Origin of the sequence: Rhizobium sp. BK049, from assembly GCF_014193135.1 — a bacterium.
GTDB lineage: Bacteria > Pseudomonadota > Alphaproteobacteria > Rhizobiales > Rhizobiaceae > Rhizobium.
In genome coordinates, this window is sequence record NZ_JACHYV010000008.1 from 105,122 (window position 1) to 127,344 (window position 22,223).

A 22,223-nucleotide genomic window follows, 5' to 3' on the forward strand; every position below is an offset into this window, starting at 1 on the left:
TGTTGCAACGAGTTGGAACGACGATGCTCGATATCAAATGGATCCGTGAGAATCCCGAAGCGCTCGATGCCGCCCTTGCCAAGCGCGGCGCGGAGCCTCTGGCCCAAACTCTGGTCGCCCTCGATGAAAAGCGCCGCTCCGCCGTGCAGAAGGCGCAGGATTTGCTGTCCCGCCGCAACGCCGCCTCCAAGGAGATCGGCGCAGCCATGGCGCAGAAGAATACCGAGCTTGCCGAGAAGCTGAAGGCCGAGGTTGCAGAGATCAAGGTGACGCTGCCGGCAGCCGAGGAGGAGGAGCGTCTGCTTTCCGCCGAGCTCAACGACGCTCTCTCGCGCATTCCGAACGTGCCCTTGGACGACGTTCCTGTTGGCAAGGACGAGCACGACAATGCCGTCAGCCGCATCGTCGGCGAAAAGCCGCGTTGGAACCACACGCCGAAGGAGCATTTCGAAATCGGCGAGGCGCTCGGCTATATGGATTTCGAGCGCGCCGCCAAGCTCTCCGGTTCGCGCTTCACGGTCCTGACCGGGCCGCTCGCCAGGCTCGAGCGGGCGCTCGGACAGTTCATGATCGACCTCCACACCAGCGAGCACGGCTACACCGAGGTCAGTTCGCCGCTGATGGTGCGCGCTGAAGCGCTGTTCGGCACCGGCAACCTGCCGAAGTTCGAAGAGGATCTCTTCAAGACGACCGACAGCCGTTATCTCATTCCGACGGCCGAGGTGACCCTGACCAACCTGGTGCGCGAGGAAATCCTCGACCAGGAGAAGCTGCCGCTCCGCTTCACCGCCTTGACGCCGTCTTTCCGTTCCGAGGCGGGTTCGGCCGGCCGCGACACCCGCGGCATGCTGCGCCAGCACCAGTTCTGGAAGTGCGAGCTCGTCTCGATCACCGACGCCGAGAGTTCGATCGCCGAGCACGAGCGGATGACCGCCTGCGCCGAGGAAGTGCTGAAGCGTCTTGGCCTGCATTTCCGCACGATGACATTGTGCACCGGCGACATGGGCTTCGGCTCGCGCAAGACCTACGATCTCGAAGTCTGGCTGCCGGGGCAGAACACTTTCCGCGAAATTTCCTCCTGCTCGGTCTGCGGCGATTTCCAGGCCCGGCGCATGAATGCGCGCTACCGCGGCAAGGACGATAAGAGCAACAAGTTCGTGCACACGCTGAACGGTTCCGGCACCGCTGTCGGCCGCTGCCTGATCGCCATCCTCGAAAATTATCTGAACGAAGATGGTTCCGTCACGATTCCGGACGTTTTGCTGCCCTATATGGGCGGAATGACGAAGATCGAACGGGCGGCCTGAGGCGATGCGCATCCTGCTCACGAATGACGATGGCATCCATGCCGAAGGCCTTGCCGCGCTGGAGCGGATCGCCCGCACTCTGTCCGATGACGTCTGGATCGTGGCGCCCGAGACCGACCAGAGCGGTCTGGCCCATTCGCTGAGCCTGTCCGAGCCGTTGCGGCTGCGCAAGATTTCCGACAAGCATTTCGCCTTGCGCGGCACGCCGACGGATTGCGTCATCATGGGCATCCGCCAGGTAATGGACATCAAACCTGATCTTGTCCTCTCCGGCGTTAATTCCGGTTCAAACGTCGCAGACGACGTGACCTATTCCGGCACGATCGCCGGCGCCATCGAAGGCACGATGCAGGGCGTGCGCTCCTTTGCGCTGAGCCAAGCTTATCTTTACGAGGACGGCGCGCGCATCGTGCCCTGGGAGGTCTGCGAAGCACATGCACCGGCTCTTCTGGAAAAACTGATGGTGCTGGACCTGCCGGACGGTACGTTCCTCAATCTCAACTTCCCAAACTGCCGCCCCGACGAGGTCGACGGCGCCGAGGTCACCATGCAGGGCAAGCTCGCCTTCAACCTGCAGGTCGACGCCCGCTCCGACGGCCGGGGCTTCCCCTATTACTGGCTGAAGTTCGGCGAACGCGCCGGCGCCTTCATCGAAGGCACCGATATTCACGCCCTGAAGCATAACAAGATTTCGGTAACGCCTTTGAAACTGGATCTGACCGATTATTCCGTGACGGACCGCGTGGCGCGGGCCTTGGGATACGGAGCACAAGTTTGACGGCAAGACTGGCGGAGAAGGAGGGCTTTGCGGCGCTCGTCCTCAGACTGCGTGCCGAAGGCATCTCTGATCTCGATCTGCTGACGGCGGTCGAGCAGACACAGCGCTCGCTGTTCGTGCCGCCGCAATTTTCAGACGACGCCTATTCGAGCCGGACGATACCGATCGAATGCGGCTCTTTCCTTGAAGGCATCGATTTTGTCGTCCGCATGCTGCATCACCTGAAGCTCAAACCGGGGCAGCGCGTCCTGGAAGTCGGCACCGGCAGCGGCTTCACTGCCGCTGTCATGGGCCGTCTGGCCGAGCGTGTTCTGTCGATCGACCGCTATAAGACGCTGACGACGGCTGCACAGCGGCGCATGGAATCGCTCGGTCTACGCAATGTTGTCATCCGCCACGCCGACGGCAGCGCCGGCATGCAGGGAGAGGGCACTTTCGACCGCATTCTGGTCACCGCCGCATTCAATGCCATGCCGCGCTTTTATACCGACCAACTCGTTTCCGGTGGTTCGATGATTGCGCCGCTGATGATTTCCGAGAATGAGTGTCGCATGGTGCGGCTGACGAAAACCGGCAGCCGTTTCGAACGCGAGGAACTGTTCGAAGCCCCTTATCTGCCGATTGTTCCGCGTCTTGCATCGCTGCTGTAGAGGCAGCGTCTGAAAGACCGCGCACTTTTCGGGATCACCTTCCAGGCACTACGATTTTTCACCCGTAAGCTATGGTTATCAACTTCTCAAAAATATCGCACTGATTCCAGCCTCTTAACCGCGTGGTAACACTAACGCGTTTTAATAGACTCACAAATGGTTGCGTTCTCAGTGGGTCGAGTCAATGCGTTTCAGTCTTTCGCCGAAGTTCAGTAAGTCGGCCGGTAATCTCCTGGTTGTTGGCCTGCTGGCGAGTACCGCAACAGGCTGCAGTTCCGATGTGACACGGTTCGGCGGCTTGTTTTCCTCCTCGGGGCGGGATCAGATTACCACCAGTTCCATTCCGCCCAGCGGTCAGCAAGGCGATCCGGTGCCGCGCGCCGATCTCGGCGGTTCCGCCGTTGTCAGTCAGTCCGGTTACGGCGGCGGCAATAATACGCTAAATCAGCCCTATCCGGCGCGTCAGAGTTACGAGCCGGTGCGCACGTCGAGCGCACGCATGGCTTCCTCGCCGGTCTCGATACAGCGTTCCGATCTCGCCGCTCCGACGGCCGCGGCGCCGTCCCGCCAGCGGGAAAAGGAAGTCGCGCTTGCCCAGCCGTTCCCCGCTTCGGCGCAGCTTGATAAGCAGCGGCTCGTAGCGCCCGCTGCCCCGAAGCCGACGCCCGATTCTTTGACGACGGGCACGACGCCGAAGGTTTCCGGTTGGTCCGCGACCAACGCACCTTCCGTCACGCTGCGCCCGGGTGAGAGCATTGCGACGTTATCGCGGCGCTTTGGCGTTCCGGAAAAGGAAATCCTGCGCGTCAATAATCTGAAGATGGCTTCTGCCGCTAAACCTGGCCAGGCAATCCTGATCCCGACTTTGAATGGCGGCAATGCCGCCAAGGCGGCTTCGCAGGCGGCTGATCTTTCCAAGCCCGGCAATATGCCGGACCCGGCCAAGGCGCCGGAACAGAAGGTCGCTGTCGTCCCCGGTGCCAATTCCGCCCGGGACAAGACCATGGCGAGCGCCGATCCCACCGGCAAGGTTCCCGTTGGCGCCGGCAAGGACCCGAAGACGCCGGCCGGCAGCTATGTCGTCAAGCAGGGCGATTCGCTGGCGAAGATCGCAAAGGCGACAGGCACCAACATCGACGATCTCAAGGCGGCCAACAATCTTTCGGCGAATTCGCTGCGTGTCGGACAGGCCCTGAAGCTTCCGAATGGCAGTGCAGATACTGTCAAGACCGCCTCGATCCCGGCTGAGAAGGTCGAGTCGAAGCCGGCTGATCCGGCGCCCGCCCAACAGACCGCCTCCGTTCAGCCCGCGCCTTACAAGGCGCCGATCGCCACCCAGTCCGTTGACGATGTCGAGAAGAAGTCCGACGTCAACTCCGACGCACCGGAATCGACCGGCATCGGCAAATATCGCTGGCCGGTCCGCGGTCAGGTGATTGCCGCCTACGGCGCCAACGTCAACGGCAACCGCAATGACGGCATCGATATCTCGGTGCCGCAGGGCACTCCGATCAAAGCCGCGGAGAACGGCGTTGTCATTTATGCCGGTAACGGCCTGAAGGAGCTCGGCAATACGGTACTCGTCCGTCACGACGACGGCACCGTCACCGTCTACGGCAACGCCGACACGCTGAGCGTCACCCGTGGTCAGAAGATTCAGCGCGGGCAGACCGTCGCCGTCTCCGGCATGAGCGGCGACGTCAAGCAGCCGCAGGTCCATTTCGAGGTCCGCAAGGACGCCTCGCCGGTCAATCCGATGACTTTCCTGGAATAGGTATAGCGTACCAGGGAGCGCAAAAGCCCGGCCGCCAGCCGGGCTTTTGTCATTTTTAGATCTCGTCCGTTCCGCTTCGGGAGAGGCGCCTACGCCCGGTCGATATGAACGCGCATACGTCCGGCCAGATCCTGGATATATTGCCAGGCCACGCGGCCGGAGCGCGCACCGCGTGTCGTTGCCCATTCCAGCGCCTCGGCATGCATCTTGTCACGGTCGAGACCGAGCTTGAAGTGATCGGCATAGCCGTCAATCATGCCGAGATAGTCTTCCTGGCTGCATTTGTGAAAGCCGAGCCAAAGACCGAAGCGGTCGGACAGCGAAACCTTTTCCTCGACGGCCTCCGATGGATTGATCGCCGTCGACTGTTCGTTTTCCATCATGTGACGCGGCAGAAGATGGCGCCGATTTGACGTTGCGTAGAAGAGCACATTGTCGGGCCGCCCTTCGACCCCGCCATCGAGTGCCGCCTTCAGTGACTTGTAGGCGGTGTCGTCGTGATCGAAGGAGAGGTCGTCGCAGAAGACGATCACACGGTACGGCGTGTCCTTCAGCAGGTCGAGCAGGTTGGGCAGGCTCGCAATATCCTCGCGATGAACCTCGACCAGCTTCAGCGGGACGCCGCTCTCGCGCCTGACATCCTCATGCACGGCCTTGACAAGCGAGGATTTGCCCATGCCGCGCGCGCCCCAGAGAAGCACGTTGTTGGCGGCATAACCCTCGGCGAACCGCACCGTATTCTCATGCAGGATGTCGCGCACGTGGTCGACACCGCGGATGAGTTTCAGCGCCACCCGGTTCGGCTTCTTCACCGGCTGCAGATACTGACGCGACGGTGCCCAGACGAAACAGTCGGCCGCATTCCAATCGTTGACGGCAGGTGCCGGTCCGGCCAGACGCTGCACGGCGTCAGCGAGCCTTTTCAGTTCGGCAAGCAGGGCGGTGTTGATTTCCTCGGTCATCATGGGCCTCCTGATTTCTCGCTGCGGCAAGCCGCTTTGATCTTTCGATGCCGCCTACCATGGCGTTTTGCCAGCGGAAAGGTTATGAGGCAGCGGAATCGGTACTGTTCCCGGCTGTTTCTGTTGCATTCATCCAAGCTGCAACTATAGTCCGGCAACCTGAAAAGCAGGCGGAGTTCCGCCATAGAAGCCTGAGGAGTTTAGCATGTTCATCACCCCGGCATTCGCCCAGACTGCGACCGATACCGCAACAGGATTCGGCGGTTCCGGTTTCGAAATGATCATCCTGTTCGTGCCGCTGATGGTCGTCTGGTATTTTCTGCTGATCCGGCCGCAGCGCGCGCAGGCCAAGAAGCGTGAGGAAACTCTGAAGGCGATCCGCCGTGGCGACCAGATCGTGACCGGCGGTGGTCTCGTCGGCAAGGTGACGAAGGTCGTCGACGATAAGGAAGTCGAGGTCGAGATTGCCGAAGGCGTTCGCGTGCGCATCGTCCGCAGCGGCATTTCTGACGTTCGCGTCAAGGGTGAGCCTGTCAAGGCCGACGCGGCGTAACAAGCGATAACGGCGGAGCCGCCGGATCGGAAGATCGTCGAGAGAATGTTGCATTTTTCCCGCTTGAAAACACTTCTGATTTGGCTGGTTGCATTTGCGGCCGTCGTCGTTGCTGCGCCCAATCTCCTGAGCGAGGCGCAGCGCTCTTCTCTGCCGGGATGGTGGCAAAACGACCACGTGACACTCGGTCTTGACCTGCAGGGCGGTTCGCACATCGTTCTGAAGGTCGAGCGTTCCGATATCGTCAAAGACCGGTTGGAAGAGACGGTCGCGAATGTGCGAAAGGCGCTGAGAGGTGCCGGCATCCGCTATACCGGGCTGACCGGCAACGGCCAGACTGTCACTGTCCGGATTACCGATCCGGCAGAGACGAAAAAGGCAGTCGATCTTCTGAAGCCTCTGACATCAGGTGACGAACATTCAGGCACCGGCCTTGCGCTGCGGCAGGGCGAGGAAGGGCAGCTCTCACTGCAGATATCCGATGCCGGCATCACCACCGACGTCGCCTCGGCCCGCAGCCGATCGCTCGATATCGTCGGTCGCCGCATCGCTGGCTTCGGCTATAAAGACTTTCAGGTTCGCCCCGATGGCGACGACCGGATCGTCGTGCAGGTGCTGGGATTCGTCGATGCGGAGCGGCTGAAGAATATTCTGAACCAGCCGGCAAAGCTTTCCTTTCATCTGCTCGACGAAAGCATGTCGGGACAGGAGGCGCTGAACGGCCGCTGGCCGGCCAGCTCGCAGGTGCTCTATTCGATCGACGATCCACCTGTTCCCTATCTCGTCGACCGCACGGCATTCGTCACCGGCAGCAACATGGTCGATATCGAGCCTGTCGTCGATCCGCAGACGCAGGATACCTTGATTGACTATCGCCTCGATGCGGAGGGCACCCAGCGGCTGGCGCAGGCGACAGCGCAAAATATCGGCAAGCACCTTGCCATCGTCTTTGACGAACAGGTGATGGCTGCGCCGGTCATCGATGCGGCGATCACTGGCGGCGAGGGCCGGATTTCGGCTAATTTCTCCGAGGATGGCGTTCGCGACCTTGCGGTAATGCTGCGCGCTGGCGCCATGCCGGCGACGTTGACCAGCGTCGAGGAGCGCAGCGTCAGCCCAAGCTTCGGCGCCGATTCCATCTTCTCCGGCCTGGTTGCCGGTCTCGTCGCCGTCGTACTGGTCGCAGCGCTGATGATCGCGCTCTACCGTATTCTCGGCGCCATCGCCGTCGTCTCGCTCTTCTTCAATCTGATCTTCATCGTCGCTGCACTCAGCCTTGCCGGCGCCACGCTGACTTTGCCTGGTATTGCCGGCATCGTGCTTATCGTCGGCATGGCGGTCGATTCCAACGTGCTGATCTATGAGCGCATCCGCGAAGAGGAAAGAACCAGCTCCTCCTTTGCACAGGCCGTCGGCCGCGGCTTCTCGCGCGCCTTCGCAACGATCGTCGACGCGAATGTCACGATCTTTATCGCCGCAATCATCCTTCTGTTTCTCGGCAGCGAGTCCATTCGCGGTTTCGCGGTGACGCTGGCGGTCGGCATTCTGACGACAGTCATCATGGCTTTCACGGTGACACGCTCGATCGTTGCCGCCTGGCTGAAAGCGCGCCATCCCAGGCATCTGCCGAAGAGCGTTCTCGCGCAGCTTTTCGAGCACGCCAATGTGCGTTTCATGGGGATCCGCCGTTACGTCTTCACGGCCTCGGCAGTGATCTCGCTGATCGCCATGGCGGCCTTTGCCACCGTTGGCCTGCAGCTCGGGATCGATTTCACGGGCGGCTCTCTCATCGAGGTGACGGCGAAACAGGGCAATGCCGACATCGCTGATCTTAAATCACGCCTTGACGATCTCAATATTGGCGAGGTCAGTGTCGAGCGTACGGGCGGGCCGTCGAACGCGCGCATCCGCATCGCCTCCCAAGGGGGCGGCGAGAACGCCGAGCAATCGGCGGCGACGCTGGTGCGCGGCGAACTCGAGACAGACTATGATTTCCGCCGCGTCGAGGTCGTCGGCCCCGCCATTTCGGGCGAATTGACGACGATGGCGACGCTTGGTGTCGCAGCCGCACTCGCGGCGATCCTGATCTACATATGGATCCGTTTTGAATGGCAGTTCGCCATTGGCGCCATTATTGCCACGCTGCACGACGTCATCATCATGCTCGGGCTTTTCGTGCTGACCGGCATCGAGTTCAACCTGACGAGCATCGCCGCCGTGCTGACCATCGTCGGTTACTCCCTGAACGACACGGTCGTCGTCTATGACCGGATGCGCGAGAATCTCGTACGATACAGGAAGATGCCGCTGCCGATCCTGATCGATGCCTCGATCAACCAGACATTGTCGCGCACCGTCCTGACGGCGGCTACGACGTTGCTCGCCTTGCTGGCGCTCTATCTGTTCGGCGGCGACGTCATCCGCTCCTTCTCCTTTGCGATGCTCTTCGGAGTCGCGCTCGGCACTTTCTCTTCGATCTATATCGCGGCTCCCGTCTTGATCGTCTTCCGGCTGCGGCCGGAGGTTCCCGACGGCGAAGAGAGCAACAAGACGGATGCTGGTGTAAAATCTGGCACGGTGGTTTGAAAACATGGCAAAAGGCATAGAAATCCGCGCGGCGCATTTTCCTGGCCGGGCTCCGATCGACACCTACGGCAATGGCGGTTTCCGTTTTGCCGATATGTCGCATCGCGGCTCGATCCTTTGCCTGCCCTCCGGCATTTACGGCTGGGACATGGACGTATCGAAGCCGCTGACGCCTGAAAACTTCAGCCGTGTGCTTGATGAGGCCGCCGATATCGAGGTTCTGCTCGTCGGCACCGGAACCGAGCTTCGCCGTCTGCCCGACGAATTGAAACAGGTGCTGAAGGCGCGCGGCATTTCTTCCGATCCGATGAGCACGGGTGCCGCGGTACGCACCTTCAACATCATGCTGTCGGAGCAGCGCGCCGTCGCAGCGGCATTGATTGCGGTCTGACGATGGCTGATGCGAAACTAGCGACGAACCAGGACATCTGCCTGGCGATGCTGCGCGACAACGATCGCGACCGTTATCTCGCCTGTCTCCTGTCGCCGCAGGAGAAGCGCGGCGCGCTGGCGGCCCTTTACGCGTTCAATGCGGAGCTTGCCCGCATCCGCGATCTGGTGCACGAGCCGCTGCCTGGCGAAGTGCGCATGCAATACTGGCGCGACCTGCTGGAAGGCAGCGCGCATGGCTCGACGGCAGCCAATCCCATCGCCGCCGCACTTCTGACGGCGATCGAAACCCATCGCCTGCCGCGCAAGACGCTGGTCGACATGATCGACGCCCGCACTTTCGACCTTTATGACGATCCGATGGAGACGCGGGTCTCGCTCGAAGGTTATGCCGGCGAAACGGCCTCCGCGCTGATCCAGCTCGCAAGCCTCGTGCTTTCGCCGGAGGAGGCACCGCGATCGGCGGATGCCGCCGGCCATGCCGGCGTCGCACAGGCGATTGCCGGGCTGTTGCTGCTGATGCCGCTGCATCGCCGCCGCGGCCAGCTCTATATTCCGCTGCAGATCCTTTCCGCCACCGGGCTCGACCGCGACGCCTTCCTCGCCGGCGAAGACCGATCGCGCATCTCCGCCGCCATCGAGGCCTTCGCCGGGCTGGGCCTTGAGCATCTGGCAAAGGCGAGAGGGGCAGGATCGATTGCGTCAGCCGTGTTCCCTGCTTTCCTTCCCGCGACTTTGGCCGAACCGGTGCTCCTCAAGGCGCAGAGGCAGGGTTCTCTCCTGTTCGACCGGCCGCTGCAGCCGCCGCAATGGCGCCGCCAGCTCAGAATGGCGCTGTCAGCGGGCCGTCGGAAAATCTGATATCGTTCAAATTCGCGCAAGTCTCGCGCGCTATAACGCCTTCACCACTATGCTTTGAACGGAGACTCGGCGTGGGCATTATCGTCTGGTGCGTCCTTTTCGCCATCGTCATCTTCTTTGCTTTCGCAGCCACACGCATGGCCGCGCAAAACAAGGAAGACAGTCTGCACGACACGGGTCTGGCCATCATCGAGTTCGGCCGCGCCTTTCCCAACGAGGCGATCCGCCAGCTGCAGGCGACGGAAAACGGGCAGGCGATTTTCGTGCGCCTGCACGACAACAAGGCCGGCCTCATGCGCAACATGGCACGCCATTTCTCCTGCCATCTGATAGAGCCCGGCCGTGTGCGTGCCGTAAGCACGGAGACGGGCAGGGGGTTGGCGATCGAATTTCTCGATGCACCCAGCCACAACGGCAAATTCGAGTTTGCCTCGCCGAAGGAGGCTTCCGAAGTGGCGCTCTGGCTGCTCGGCAATTACATCGCCGAGCCGGATAAGGATCTGCCATCCGACAGTATTTCCGCCGCCAACAAGCAGTAGAACAGCTGCTTAGGCACTTTCGGCAAAGGTCGGTGTCTGACCGAGCCAGGCGGCGCAGTCGGCAAGCGCGCGACGTGCGATCAACTGCCGTTTCATGATCGTTTTGTCCTTGCCGCGAAAGCGCTTGACGCCCTCGGGCTTGACGATCGAGCCCGGCTCGAGTTCGGGAAACAGTCCGAAATTGATATTCATCGGCTGGAACGATCGCTTGCCCGGCTCCTCGTCGGTGACGATATGCCCGCCGGTGATATGACCGAGCAGCGAACCGAGTGCCGTCGTCGCCGGTGGCAGCGAGATTGCCTCACCCTTGCGTTCGGCAGCGGCGAAACGCCCGGCCATCAGCCCGACGCTGGCGCTTTCCACATACCCCTCGCAGCCGGTGATCTGGCCGGCAAAACGCAAGCCCGACCGTGATTTCAGCGTCAGCGACGGATCGAGCAGGGTGGGGGAATTGATGTAGGTATTGCGGTGCAGGCCGCCGAGCCGGGCAAATTCCGCATTTTGAAGACCCGGAATCATCCGGAAGATTTCCGCCTGCGCGCCGTATTTCAGCTTCGTCTGAAAGCCGACCATGTTGTAGAGAGTGCCGAGCGCATTGTCCTGCCGCAGCTGCACGACGGCATAGGCCTTGACGGTCGGGTTATGCGCGTTCGTCAAACCCATCGGCTTCATCGGCCCGTGGCGCAGTGTCTCGCGGCCGCGTTCGGCCATGACCTCGATCGGCAGGCAGCCGTCGAAATAGGGGGTGCCTTCCCATTCCTTGAAACCGACCGTGTCGCCTGCAATCAACGCGTCGACGAAGGCATTGTATTGCGCCTCGTCCATCGGGCAGTTGATGTAGTCCTTGCCGGTGCCGCCGGGGCCGATCTTGTCGTAGCGCGACTGATACCAGCAGATATCCATGTCGATGCTGTCGCGGTAGACGATCGGCGCAATGGCGTCGAAGAAAGCAAGCGAATCCTCACCGGTCTCCGCCTGTATCGCGGCTGCGAGCGACGGCGCCGTCAGCGGTCCGGTGGCGACGATGGCTAGATCCCACTCACGCGGCGGCAGGCCGGTGATCTCTTCGCGCACGACGGTGATGAGCGGATGGTCGTGGATTGCCTTGGTGACTGCCTCGGAGAAGCCGTCGCGATCGACGGCGAGCGCGCCGCCGGCCGGTACCTGGTGGCGGTCGGCCGCGGCCATGATCAGCGACCCCGCCATGCGCATTTCCGCATGGATGACGCCGACGGCATTGCTGGTCGCATCGTCGGAACGGAAGGAATTGGAGCAAACGAGTTCGGCAAGACCGTCGGTCTTGTGCGCATCCGTGCCGCGCACGCCGCGCATCTCATGCAGAATGACGGGTACGCCGACACTGGCGATCTGCCACGCGGCTTCCGAACCGGCAAGCCCGCCGCCGACGACGTGGATAGGGGAGTAGGAGGAGATCGTGTTCATTCCGGGCTGATATCATGTCGGCAGGTGCGATCCAACACCCGGAATCAAAAACGGCGCCCATAATGGCGCCGTCTTGAAACATCGTGCCCGTTGCGAGACCCGCGATTAACGGAAAGAGCGGGATGCGATGTTGCGGATGTCGTAGCGGCTGACACCGATATCAGACAGGGTCTGGTTCGACAGGCTGCCGAGTTCGTTGATTGTACGACGATAGCTGAGCCAGCTTTTTGCGATACGGATCGGGTTCATTGTCTTCTTCCTCGAACAAATATCCGCGGGACGGCGGGATCGCCTGTCTCTCTGCGGTTGATGTTTATATAGGCGATATCGGTCGCATTGTGCAGTGCAAATAAGAGGCGTCTGCCATGCAATTGTGCACGATGATGCTCGCAATTTGAGCGGTGAATATTTTTTAAGCGGACGAAAGAACGGGGAAGGTCGCAACTGGAGCGGAAGTGCATTGCTTGCAAAAGAAAACGCCCGCTGCGGTGCAGCGGGCGTTTCAATCATTTGCGATCTGCTTGGGAGGAAGTAGCGATCGCCTTGAATTAGCGAGAAGAAGCTTCGCGAGCGACGCGATGGATGTCCGAACGGTCAATGCCGAGGTCATGCAATTCGCGGTTGGTCATGCGGCCGAGTTCCGTGACGGTCTGACGATACTTGCGCCAGTTGTTGAAAGAGCGAGTGATGTTCATGTTAAGCCCCCTTCCTAGGGTTTGATCTGCCAGCGGCCACCGATCGGCGCTGACCTCTATTTGATGGCCGGAATATATGTTGCGTCGCGAAGAACGAAAACAGCCAAGTTTTCAAGTCACCCATGCGAGCTGTGCAATGCTTTACATAATCTTACCGCATTCTGGTCAACGAATAGGCAAAATAATCGCTGGAGAAAGCCGCCCTTTCTCCCGCTCACTCGCCTTGCGATGAAACAAAGCCGCCCCGCTAACGATCAGTCCGTTGGCGTTTCGCGCTGAATCGACTGGCTGTTCATTCGTCTCAATGCCAATGGCAAAGCGATGGATCGCGATGGGGTCCCGCAGCTTCACGCGACGGGGACTTCGACATCTCGCTTTGGTGGCAGTGCCGCAGCTCGGATGCCGTTAAGTGCTTGAATCGTCTAAGATACAATTGTCAAAAAGAACGCCCGCCGGGGGAGGATCCGGCGGGCGCGTTATATTGACTGGCAACTGGGAGGAGGAGTGTTGCCAGTCTATCACAGCGCGCTTGGGAGGAGGAGTGCGCGGCTGCGAATCTCATCACGAACAAAGCGTCCGTGAGCATCCGGAAAACCGGGCCGGGGCGCCATCCCCGTGCTTCGATAGAGCGGTAAATAGTATGACTAATTGGTATTTTGCAGTGCAATAAATACATAAGGGGTATGCATAAACCGCATGTCTGTCTTTCATATGCTCATATTAGCAGTTGCGACGTTAGCGCCCGGTTAACATCTGACCCAAATTAGACCACTGAGGAATTTGCATATTTGTCGCCGCGACGGGCGTTTGCGAAGCCGGCTGCTGCGGCTATAACGATGGAAGCCGTAGCGCCGGAGCGAGCGACACGGAAATGAGGGGTGGAGGTATGTATCGCGGCAGATTGGAGCGGGATCTCTCGCTCTGGGTGGGCAAGGGTCTGATTGGACAGGAAACGGCGGCCAAGCTTCTCACCGAATATGACAGCCGTCCGGCAAGTTTCAGCCTGGGTCGAGTGCTGATGGCGCTGGCGGCGGTGCTGCTTGCTGCTGCCGTCCTGCTGGTCGTCGCGTCCAACTGGGAGGCCATTCCGCGGCTCGTCCGGGTCGGCGCAATTCTCGCGCTGATCTGGGCTGTGCACATTGCCGCCGCCTCCATGTTTGCCCGAGGTGCGACAGCGGCAGCAAGCGGGCTGCTGGTCATCGGCGCGGTGAGCTTCGGTGGCGCGATTTCGCTGGTCGGGCAGATGTATCATCTCTCCGGCGACGAGCAAACCGTGATGTATCTCTGGTTCGCGATTGCGACGATCTCGGCGATCCTGTTCCGCTCGGGCGCGGTCGTCGTCGTCGCGGGCTTTCTCTCGTGGGCGTCCTTCGCCATCTATCTCGAGAACAACGACACGCATTGGATCGGGTTTGATCCCTGGATGGCGCCGGTCATGGCGGTGATCACAGTCGCACTGGTGCGTTACACCGGTGCCGAGCGCGCCCGTCATCTCGCCTATCTGCTGTTGATCGGCTGGCTCGCCTGGCTCTATACTCTTTATGAGGAGATCGCGGTGGCGCTCGCCTTCGCGATCGGCGGCATGGCGGTGTTCGCGCTGACAGCCTTGCCGCACCCCCGTATCTCTTCCCTCGTCAGGAGTGCCGGCGCAGCGCCGGCTTTCTACAGCTTCCTCATCGCCGTCATTGGCTTGCTGCTGCTGCATATCGAGATCGAGCAAGGCTGGCGGCTGGTGGTGCTCGGGGTGGCGACGCTCGCCGCTGCCGTGCTGGCGATCGCTCTGCAGGGCAGGGATAACGGCGCGGTGCGTTATCTCGCCTACACGACCTTTGCCGCGGAGATGCTCTATCTCGCCTCCGTTACCGTCGGCTCGATTCTCGGCACGTCGAGCCTCTTCCTGTTCTCCGGTCTCGTAGTGGCGCTCGTCGCCTGGATCGTCATCCGTCTCGAGCGGCGCTTTTCACGGGAGGCGCGCGCATGAGCTCGTTGATGGCAAGGCTGCAGTCCGGGAAGGGATATCTCATTTCGGCGATCATCGTCGCCGGCTTGCAGACTTTAATCCTCGGCACGATCATCCAGAGCCGTGCGTCGATCCTCAGCAGCGGCGCCGAGGTCCTGCTGAAGACCGCCCCTGTCGATCCTCGCGATTTCCTGCGCGGTGATTATGTCGTCTTGAATTACGACATTTCCACCGTGCCGGTACGGACGATCTCCGGTGGCGTTCCCGCAGAACTCGGCGAACGCACGCTGTGGGTCCGGTTGAAGAAGCAGGCGGACGGTTTCTGGACGGTGAGCGAATCGTCTTTCCAGGCGCTGCCGCCGCAGCCGGAGACGGTGATCCTGCGCAGCAAGCCCTTCTATAGCGGCGGGATGGCCGCCGGCGACAGCATCCGGGTCGAATACGGCATCGAACGCTATTATGTTCCGGAAGGTCAGGGCAAACCGATCGAGGAGGCCCGCAACGATGGCAACGTCGCCATAGTGGTGAGGGTCTCGCCGGATGGAAGCGCGCAGATTCGCAGCCTGCTCGTCGACGGCAAGCCGGTCTACGACGAACCGCTTTACTGATCTCCGAAGCCCTCGGGGCAGGGCGGCTTTGGGCCTTGAATAGCCTGTCATTGGACGTTCATTTTTCCTTTGCCTCGACCAAATCGGGTGATATAGAGACGCCGCGCTTCGGAAGGCCTCATGCGCAGGCATAGGCATGCGGTTCTGTGAACGCGGGTATGGTGAAATTGGTAGACACGCCAGATTTAGGTTCTGGTGCCGCAAGGCGTGGGAGTTCAAGTCTCTCTACCCGCACCAGGCTGTTTGCAGGGGGAGACTAAGAACTTAGTCCCCTGATACCCGGAAGCGAGTGCCGTTCCCCCTTGGGCGGAATGATGCAGGAATTGGGAAAAGCCACGCGCGGCACGCTGCCGGCGTCGTGCTCATAGAAACGAACGGCGTCTGGGCACGGCCGCCACGACATGAAGGTAGGAAGACATGCAGGTTATCGAAACGCTCGCTGAAGGGCTGAAGCGCGAAATCAAGGTCGTTATCCCGGCCAAGGACATGGAAGACAAGATGAATGAGCGTCTTGCCGATGTGAAGGACAAGGTCCGCATCAACGGCTTCCGTCCGGGCAAGGTCCCCGCTGCTCACCTGAAGAAGGTTTACGGCAAGTCGATCATGGCCGATCTCGTCAACGAGATCGTCCGCGAGCAGCCCGCCGCTATCCTGTCCAGCCGCGGCGAGAAGTCGGCCACGCAGCCGGAAATCGCCATGACTGAGGACAAGGACGAGGCCGACAAGATCCTCACCGCCCAGCAGGATTTCGAATTCACGCTGTCCTACGAAGTGCTGCCGCCGATTGAGCTTAAGTCCGTCAAGGGCATCAAGGTTACGCGCGAAGTCATCGATATCTCGGATGAGGAAGTCAACGAGCAGGTCCTGAAGGTCGCCGAAAGCGCCCGCTCCTACGAGAGCAAGACCGGCAAGGCCGCAAACGGCGACCGCGTCACCATGGATTACGTCGGCAAGGTCGACGGCGAAGCCTTCGAAGGCGGCACCGACCAGGGCGCCGAACTGGTAATCGGTTCCGGCCGTTTCATTCCGGGCTTCGAAGACCAGCTCGTCGGCGTCAAGGCCGGTGAAGAAAAGACCATCACCGTCACCTTCCCAGCCGACTATCCGGCCAAGAACCTCGCCGGCAAGGAAGCGACCTTCGACATCACGGTCAAGGATGTCGCAGCTCCGGGCGCTGTCGAAATCAACGACGAGCTCGCCTCCAAGCTCGGCATCGAATCTGCCGATCGCCTGAAGGAGATCGTCCGTGGCCAGATCGAATCGCAGTACGGCTCGCTGACCCGCCAGAAGCTGAAGCGTCAGATCCTCGATCAGCTTGACGAGATGTACAAGTTCGAGACCCCGGCTTCGCTCGTCGATGCCGAGTACAACGGCATCTGGAGCCAGGTGAACAACGACCTTGCCCAGTCGGGCAAGACCTTCGAGGACGAAGACACGACCGAAGAGAAGGCGCGTGAGGAATACAAGACGCTCGCCGAGCGTCGCGTCCGCCTCGGCCTCGTTCTCTCCGAAATCGGCGAAAAGGCCGGCGTCGAAGTCACCGAAGACGAAATGCAGCGCGCCATCTACGATCAGCTGCGCCAGTATCCGGGCCAGGAAAAGCAGATCCTCGAATTCTTCCGCAGCCAGCCGGGCGCCGCCGCTTCGATCCGCGCCCCGATCTTCGAAGAGAAGGTCATCGATCACCTGCTGACCGAAATCGACGTTACCGACAAGAAGGTGACGAAGGAAGAACTGCTCGCCGAGGAAGAAGGCGAGACGAAGGCCGAGACCAAGAAGGCCGCGCCGAAGAAGAAGGCTTCCGCCAAGGCCGAAGCTGCCGACGCCGGTGAAGGCGAAGAAGCCGCGCCGAAGAAGAAGGCTGCACCGAAGAAGAAGGCGGCTGACGAAAGCGCCGAATAATCGCTTTTCAGTTCTGAAACTTGGAAAGGCCCCGCCATCGTGCGGGGCTTTTTCTTTTCGGGTCATCCGGACGGGGTACTCGACGCCCTCTCCGTCATGGTGTTATCTTTGCTGGCAACAACAAATAGTTGAGCAAGCTGCAAGCCGGCGCAGATTTTACTGGCGCATGTTGCCCGGGATCAACATGCATAAAAACCAAGAGTGTTGGGTAATGGAGGACCTGAAAATGACCGCAAAGAATGACATGAAGACGCTGGTAGAGGAAATCTATTCTGTGCGTGGTCGTGGCGACATCGAGGGTACGCTTGCGCTGTTCGGCGAGGGTTGTACCTTTCGCATGGTCGGCAATGCACGGCTGGCGCCTTTGACGATCGAATCGAGCGGGCATGACTTTCGCCAAACGATAACGCAGCTTATCACGGCATGGGACCTATCCAAGGTCAGGACGACCGGCATCTATGTGGATGAGGACGAGCAGATGGTCTTTGCCCATCGTGAAGGCGAGGTCAGACACATCCCATCGGGCGTAACCTTCTCAACGGAATTCGTCGACAAGATCCATTTCCAGGATGGCAAACCCGTTAAGATCGTCGAATTCGTCGACACGCTACAAGTGGCCGAGACGAGCCGGATGATCCAAATCGCATAGAGCTGGCGCGTCTCTGGGAGATCGCGACGCGCTTTAGCCGAATCAAAGTCGGAGCCTCCAAGCTTCGCCTTGATGTCGCCTGTGATCTCCGGCCGGCGGGAAGTCGGCCGCTATTGCAAGAATTTCCGCTCAATGCCCCGTCAGTTGCGCGACTTTCCTGACATGGCTGACGGCTGCGGCGCCGCCTGATGTCTGGGTGAAGAGGTGGAGCGTTTCTTCTTCGTCGTCGGCGACGGGCGTCAGAGCCTGATCCATATAGGTCTTCGACTTGGCATCCCGTGAAATCAGGAAGGCCGAAATCGTCAGTCCGATAATCGTGCCGGCGAGCGAAGCATGTTTTCGGAAGGTGTCCCACGCAAAGCGCGGCCAAAAGACCAGCGGATGTTCGCGCGGGAGTTCCGGACGCCGCTCCGACGGCGTCTTCAGGCGCAAGAGGCCGCTCTGCAACGGATGCACGTTTTCCAGCGGCACCGTGGTTGCAAAGGAGACGAGAACCTTGACGAGCCTTGCCAGCGGCACTCCGGTCGCAACGGCGCGGCGCAGCAGCGTCTTCATATGATGGGGCGAATAATAGAGCGACCAGGCCTCGTGGTAGATGTCTTCCCATTCCTGCTTGCTCATCTTGGGATGGGAAGTGCAGACATGCTCGACATCGTAGATGTTGAGATCATCATTCATCTCGACGCCCTTCTTCCACAGAACCTGATGGTCCTCGGAGCCGGGAAGCGGCGTCAGGATGAAGAACTCGATGACGTCGAGCGGCAGCTCTTCCTGGATGATGGCGATGTCGCGGCGGATCGATTCCGGCGTGTCGGCGGGGAAGCCCAGGATATAGCCGGCGAGCGTCATGATGCCCTGCGCCTTCCAGGCGAGCAGCATCTTGCGATATTCGGTGATCTTGTTCTGGTTTTTCTTTGCGGCAGTCAGATTATCCGGATTGACGTTTTCGAGGCCGATGAAGACACGGGTGACGCCGGCGCGCTTGGATTTTTCAATGAAATTGGGGATCTTGTGGCAGAGCGTATCGACCTGGATCATCAGGCCGAGCGGAATGCCATCCCGCTCCTTGAGGTCGATCAGCCGGTCGAAGATCGCTTCCCAATCCTTGTTTCGGGCGAAATTATCGTCGGTGATGAAGAACTTGTGGATGCCCTGCGCCCAGTTCATCCGCACGAGCTTTTCGACGTCGTCGGCCGAGCGGAAACGCGATTTTCGACCCTGCACGTTGATGATGGTGCAGAACGAGCACTGGTAGGGACAGCCGCGTCCGGCATCGAAGCTGGTGCTGAGGCCGAGCGTGCGCTGGATGTTGTCCTTCGGCAAGAAAGGAACCGGCGTGCCGCCGATGCCTGGAAGGTCGTTCATGAAATTATAGAGGGGCTTCAGCTCGCCGGCGGCGGCATCGCGCAGCACCATGTCGAGCCGCCCCTCGGCCTCGCCGGCGAACATCGAGATGCCCATATCGCGGCAGGCATCGAGCCCAACCGCTGTGCCGTCGAGCATCGACAGGCAGCCGGACACATGAAAGCCGCCCATTGAGACGGGCAGGCCGGCATTGCGGAAGGGGCGGGCAATGTCGAGGGCGCGCGGATATTGGTTGGACTGGACGCCGACCAGCGCCACCATGCCGAAATTGCCGTGGCGCTTGAACTGGGCGAGCAGCCCGGCAAAATCGATCCGTGTATTGGTTTCATCGATCACGGTAATGTCGATCGCGGTATCCGGCCCGAGCACCTTACGTTCGGCGCATTCGGCAGCGATGCCGTAGAGGGCCGCGAGCGAATTGGAAGGGATCATCGCCCGCCACCACCGGATGACGTAGCCGTCATCGTCATAATGCGACGGCTTGATCAAGATGAGCTGAAAACGTCTGCGCGCGGTTTCCGAAGCATGGGGCAAGAGTATCTATCTTTCTCTAGAAACGTCTGCCCGGAGGCAAAAGGGAGTTGAAGGCACAAGTCAGGCACGGCGTATCGATGCGGGTTCAAACTAAGGCGTAAAAACAGGAAACTGCGCGCAGAAGTTTCGCACAGCGCATCCCTCAATATACTACGCGATATCGAGCAGCAATGCGCGGTGGTCGGAGACCTCGGGCGATTCGACCACCTCGAACCTGGCAACCTCCACGTCAGGCGTAACCAGCATGTAGTCCGCGAAGCGGCCCTGCTTCAGATAGTAGGAGGTTCGCGTGTCGACAAGGCCGTTTCCGGTGACGAGATCGGAAAGGCCCGACCGGGCAAGGATGCGAAAGGTCGCGCTGTCGGGCAGCACATTGAAGTCACCGCAGACCACGAGCCCTTCGTCGCCGGGCCAGATTCGCCCGATGAGGTCGGCCAATGCCAGCGCCTGCTGTTCGCGCTGCGCCGTATCGCCCTTGCCGGCGGGATCGCGCAGGCCATGCATATGGGCGATGGTCACCGCGCGGCCGTGCGCATGGCTGAAGAGGCGAATGCCATGGGCGTTGCGCGGTCTGGGATGTTCACCCCAGCCATCGGCGGAAAAACTGCCATGCACGAAGTCCAGCGACTGGGCGATGATGGAATGTGATTTGCGGACGAAGGTCGCCAACCCGAATTCCGCGACAATGGCGGCGTCGCCGTTGAAAAGTTCACCTCGCGATGTCGGGCAGAAGAAGGCGTCGTGGGCGGGCAGGGCGGCCCTGATTTCCTGAAACAGATTGACACGTTGCGGCAGTTCCAGCCCCGCATCCCGGTATATCGACCATCCGCTATCCGCATTCGGCGCCCGCAGCACCTCCTGAAGGCACAGCACATCAGGGTCAGCCTGCTTGACATAGGCGATCAGGGCCTCGTGCAGTCGGCCGCCCCATGCATTCAGCGAAATGATGCGCAAGCTCTCGGCTCCATCTTAGCTGGCGGAATCAGATGGGCGCTGCCGTCGGGCCTTCAGAGTTCCGACTTGATGTCACCCATCCGGTTCCAGGCGTCGAGGCCGGCGATCTTGTAGGCTTCGGCGAGCGTCGGATAGTTGAAGGTGTTTTCGACGAAATATTCGACCGTGCCTTTCAGATTGAGCACCGCCTGACCGATGTGCACCAGCTCGGTGGCGCCCTCGCCGACGATATGCACGCCGAGCAGTCGGCGGGTCTTCAGCGAGAAGATTAGCTTCAGAAGCCCGGTATCGAGGCCCATGATATGGCCGCGCGAGGTTTCGCGGAAGCGGGCAATGCCGCATTCATAGGCGATGCCGCGCTCCTTCATTTCCTCTTCGGTCAAACCGCAGGTCGAGATCTCCGGCACCGCATAGATGCCGTATGGGAAATATTTCTGCGGCTCCTTGGCGACCGCGCCGATTGCCACACGCGCGGCGATGCGGCCCTGTTCCATCGAGGTCGAGGCAAGGCTCGGGAAGCCGACGACGTCACCGGCAGCGTAGACATTCGGCACAGAGGTCTGGAAGGTCTCGGGATTGACCTTCAGGCGGCCACGGTTATCGGCCTCCAGTCCGATTGACGGAAGGTTCAGCGCGTCGGTCGCTCCCATGCGTCCGGCGGCAAAGAGCACCATGTCGGTCACAAGATGACGGCCGTTGTCGAGCATCAGCTGGACCTTGCCGCTATCCAGCCGTTCGACCTTCTCGGCCTTCGTGCCCAGCAGCAGCTTCATATTGCGGTCACGCAGCTGATAGGTGAAGTCCTCGACGATTTCCTTGTCGATGAAGTCTAGCATCGTCGACTTCGGATCGATCACCGTCACGGCAGTATCAAGCGCCGAGAAGATCGTCGCATATTCGATGCCAATAACGCCAGCGCCGATGACGACCATGGTCCGCGGCAGCTCTTCGATATCAAGCAGTTCGTCGCTGTCGAGCACTGTCTTGCCATCGAATGGCATGTAATCCGGGCGGAAAGGCTTGGTCCCAACGGCAAGCAGAATGCTGGCGCCGCTCACCGTCAGCGCTTCGCCGTCATCCTTGATGACCTGCAAGGTGGTGGAATCGATAAAACTTGCCTTGCCGCGCATATGGTGGACACGGTTGCGGGCGAACTGATGCTCGAGCACTTCGACTTCATGGTTGAGGGTAATCAGCAGGCGGCGACGCAGGTCTTCCGCACTGATCTCCTGTTTGACGCGGTAGGATCGCCCATAGAAGCCGCGCTCGCGCCAGCCGGAGAGATTGAGCGCGGTCTCGCGCAGCGTCTTCGAAGGGATGGTGCCGGTATGGACGGACACGCCGCCGACGCGCTTGCCCTGTTCGATGACAAGCACTTTCTTGCCGAGTTTCGCAGCCTGGATCGCGCCGCGGCGCCCTGCGGGACCGCTACCCACCACAACGAGATCGTACTGAAACATCCTCTAGCCTCGGATTTGAAATGGAATCATTTGCGACAAAAATGTCGCTCTTCTATCGGTAGCCGGTCAATGTTACAGATTGTTTTACGGCTGCCGTTTCAGGCGGACCTGTGCTTTTCAGATCAGCTTCAGCCCTTTCAAGCTCACATGGCCGTCCTTGCCGATGATGATGTGGTCGTCGAGAGTGATATCAACTGTCTTCGCCGCGTCGATGATCACCTTCGTCATATCGATGTCAGCGCGCGACGGTTGT

20 protein-coding genes, 1 tRNA gene and 1 pseudogene are annotated in these 22,223 nt (G+C 60.4%); 14 read left to right on the forward strand and 8 right to left on the reverse strand.

Annotated elements, in window-relative coordinates; translation table 11 throughout:
• The first annotated feature begins 23 nt into the window (after window positions 1-23).
• The 4 genes from serS (at window position 24) to FHT70_RS10950 (ending at window position 4,509) form a co-directional block, all read left to right on the forward strand.
• The gene (gene serS, locus FHT70_RS10935) at window positions 24-1,307 is read left to right on the forward strand and encodes a serine--tRNA ligase (RefSeq protein WP_085777933.1); all 1,284 of its coding nucleotides are present in this window, start codon (window positions 24-26) and stop codon (window positions 1,305-1,307) included.
• 4 nt (window positions 1,308-1,311) lie between these two features.
• Window positions 1,312-2,085 (forward strand): 5'/3'-nucleotidase SurE, encoded by a 774-nt coding sequence (gene surE, locus FHT70_RS10940; RefSeq protein ID WP_085777934.1) that lies wholly within the window; start codon window positions 1,312-1,314, stop codon window positions 2,083-2,085.
• The gene (locus tag FHT70_RS10945; protein WP_183700921.1) at window positions 2,082-2,735 is read left to right on the forward strand and encodes a protein-L-isoaspartate(D-aspartate) O-methyltransferase; all 654 of its coding nucleotides are present in this window, start codon (window positions 2,082-2,084) and stop codon (window positions 2,733-2,735) included. Before surE ends, FHT70_RS10945 begins: the two co-directional genes overlap by 4 nt.
• 184 nt (window positions 2,736-2,919) lie before the next feature.
• Window positions 2,920-4,509 (forward strand): peptidoglycan DD-metalloendopeptidase family protein, encoded by a 1,590-nt coding sequence (locus FHT70_RS10950; RefSeq protein ID WP_183700923.1) that lies wholly within the window; start codon window positions 2,920-2,922, stop codon window positions 4,507-4,509.
• 89 nt (window positions 4,510-4,598) lie between these two features.
• On the opposite strand, the gene FHT70_RS10955 is transcribed toward FHT70_RS10950, so the two are convergent.
• Window positions 4,599-5,471 (reverse strand): ATP-binding protein, encoded by an 873-nt coding sequence (locus tag FHT70_RS10955; RefSeq protein ID WP_097598742.1) that lies wholly within the window; start codon window positions 5,469-5,471, stop codon window positions 4,599-4,601.
• 205 nt (window positions 5,472-5,676) lie between these two features.
• Between FHT70_RS10955 and yajC the strand changes: the two genes are divergently transcribed.
• The 5 genes from yajC to FHT70_RS10980 all read left to right on the forward strand — a co-directional run bounded on the left by yajC (window position 5,677) and on the right by FHT70_RS10980 (window position 10,400).
• Complete coding sequence (yajC, locus tag FHT70_RS10960) at window positions 5,677-6,024, forward strand: preprotein translocase subunit YajC (RefSeq protein WP_064696006.1); 348 nt, start codon at window positions 5,677-5,679, stop codon at window positions 6,022-6,024.
• 45 nt (window positions 6,025-6,069) lie between these two features.
• Window positions 6,070-8,610 (forward strand): protein translocase subunit SecDF, encoded by a 2,541-nt coding sequence (gene secDF / locus FHT70_RS10965; protein ID WP_183700925.1) that lies wholly within the window; start codon window positions 6,070-6,072, stop codon window positions 8,608-8,610.
• Between the two features lie 4 nt (window positions 8,611-8,614).
• Window positions 8,615-9,001 carry an Mth938-like domain-containing protein gene (locus FHT70_RS10970; RefSeq protein WP_183700927.1) on the forward strand — a complete coding sequence of 129 codons (387 nt, stop codon included), beginning with the start codon at window positions 8,615-8,617 and terminating at the stop codon, window positions 8,999-9,001.
• Window positions 9,002-9,003: 2 nt separating this feature from the next.
• On the forward strand, window positions 9,004-9,861 hold the full coding sequence (locus FHT70_RS10975; protein ID WP_183700929.1) for a phytoene/squalene synthase family protein: 858 nt from the start codon (window positions 9,004-9,006) through the stop codon (window positions 9,859-9,861).
• Window positions 9,862-9,932: 71 nt separating this feature from the next.
• Window positions 9,933-10,400 (forward strand): hypothetical protein, encoded by a 468-nt coding sequence (locus FHT70_RS10980; RefSeq protein ID WP_183700930.1) that lies wholly within the window; start codon window positions 9,933-9,935, stop codon window positions 10,398-10,400.
• A 9-nt stretch (window positions 10,401-10,409) separates the two neighbouring features.
• Here FHT70_RS10980 and trmFO read toward each other — a convergent pair whose 3' ends face one another.
• The 3 genes from trmFO to FHT70_RS10995 all read right to left on the reverse strand — a co-directional run bounded on the left by trmFO (window position 10,410) and on the right by FHT70_RS10995 (window position 12,538).
• Entirely contained in the window at window positions 10,410-11,843 is a 1,434-nt protein-coding gene (gene trmFO, locus FHT70_RS10985) for a methylenetetrahydrofolate--tRNA-(uracil(54)-C(5))-methyltransferase (FADH(2)-oxidizing) TrmFO (protein WP_183700931.1), read from the reverse strand.
• Between the two features lie 105 nt (window positions 11,844-11,948).
• Window positions 11,949-12,092, reverse strand: a complete 144-nt coding sequence (locus FHT70_RS10990; protein WP_085777942.1) for a DUF1127 domain-containing protein — start codon at window positions 12,090-12,092, stop codon at window positions 11,949-11,951.
• A gap of 299 nt (window positions 12,093-12,391) precedes the next feature.
• Window positions 12,392-12,538, reverse strand: coding sequence for a DUF1127 domain-containing protein (locus tag FHT70_RS10995; protein WP_004678838.1), 147 nt, complete (start codon window positions 12,536-12,538; stop codon window positions 12,392-12,394).
• Between the two features lie 886 nt (window positions 12,539-13,424).
• Here FHT70_RS10995 and FHT70_RS11000 point away from each other — a divergent pair.
• The 5 genes from FHT70_RS11000 to FHT70_RS11020 all read left to right on the forward strand — a co-directional run bounded on the left by FHT70_RS11000 (window position 13,425) and on the right by FHT70_RS11020 (window position 17,657).
• Window positions 13,425-14,519 (forward strand): DUF2157 domain-containing protein, encoded by a 1,095-nt coding sequence (locus tag FHT70_RS11000; RefSeq protein WP_183700933.1) that lies wholly within the window; start codon window positions 13,425-13,427, stop codon window positions 14,517-14,519.
• Entirely contained in the window at window positions 14,516-15,106 is a 591-nt protein-coding gene (locus FHT70_RS11005; protein ID WP_183700935.1) for a GDYXXLXY domain-containing protein, read from the forward strand. Before FHT70_RS11000 ends, FHT70_RS11005 begins: the two co-directional genes overlap by 4 nt.
• A gap of 152 nt (window positions 15,107-15,258) precedes the next feature.
• Window positions 15,259-15,343: transfer RNA gene (locus FHT70_RS11010), tRNA-Leu, on the forward strand.
• A gap of 180 nt (window positions 15,344-15,523) precedes the next feature.
• Window positions 15,524-17,008: a trigger factor gene (tig, locus tag FHT70_RS11015; protein ID WP_183700937.1), complete on the forward strand. Its 1,485-nt coding sequence runs from the start codon at window positions 15,524-15,526 to the stop codon at window positions 17,006-17,008.
• A gap of 226 nt (window positions 17,009-17,234) precedes the next feature.
• Window positions 17,235-17,657 (forward strand): nuclear transport factor 2 family protein, encoded by a 423-nt coding sequence (locus FHT70_RS11020; protein WP_183700939.1) that lies wholly within the window; start codon window positions 17,235-17,237, stop codon window positions 17,655-17,657.
• Window positions 17,658-17,786: 129 nt separating this feature from the next.
• On the opposite strand, the gene FHT70_RS11025 is transcribed toward FHT70_RS11020, so the two are convergent.
• The 4 genes and pseudogenes from FHT70_RS11025 to FHT70_RS11040 all read right to left on the reverse strand — a co-directional run.
• Complete coding sequence (locus FHT70_RS11025) at window positions 17,787-19,556, reverse strand: radical SAM protein (protein ID WP_183700941.1); 1,770 nt, start codon at window positions 19,554-19,556, stop codon at window positions 17,787-17,789.
• Window positions 19,557-19,706: 150 nt separating this feature from the next.
• Window positions 19,707-20,510: an endonuclease/exonuclease/phosphatase family protein gene (locus tag FHT70_RS11030; RefSeq protein WP_183700943.1), complete on the reverse strand. Its 804-nt coding sequence runs from the start codon at window positions 20,508-20,510 to the stop codon at window positions 19,707-19,709.
• A 53-nt stretch (window positions 20,511-20,563) separates the two neighbouring features.
• The gene (sthA, locus tag FHT70_RS11035) at window positions 20,564-21,970 is read right to left on the reverse strand and encodes a Si-specific NAD(P)(+) transhydrogenase (RefSeq protein WP_183700946.1); all 1,407 of its coding nucleotides are present in this window, start codon (window positions 21,968-21,970) and stop codon (window positions 20,564-20,566) included.
• Between the two features lie 117 nt (window positions 21,971-22,087).
• Window positions 22,088-22,219, reverse strand: a pseudogene (locus FHT70_RS11040) (JAB domain-containing protein); the annotation flags it as partial.
• Window positions 22,220-22,223: the final 4 nt, after the last annotated feature.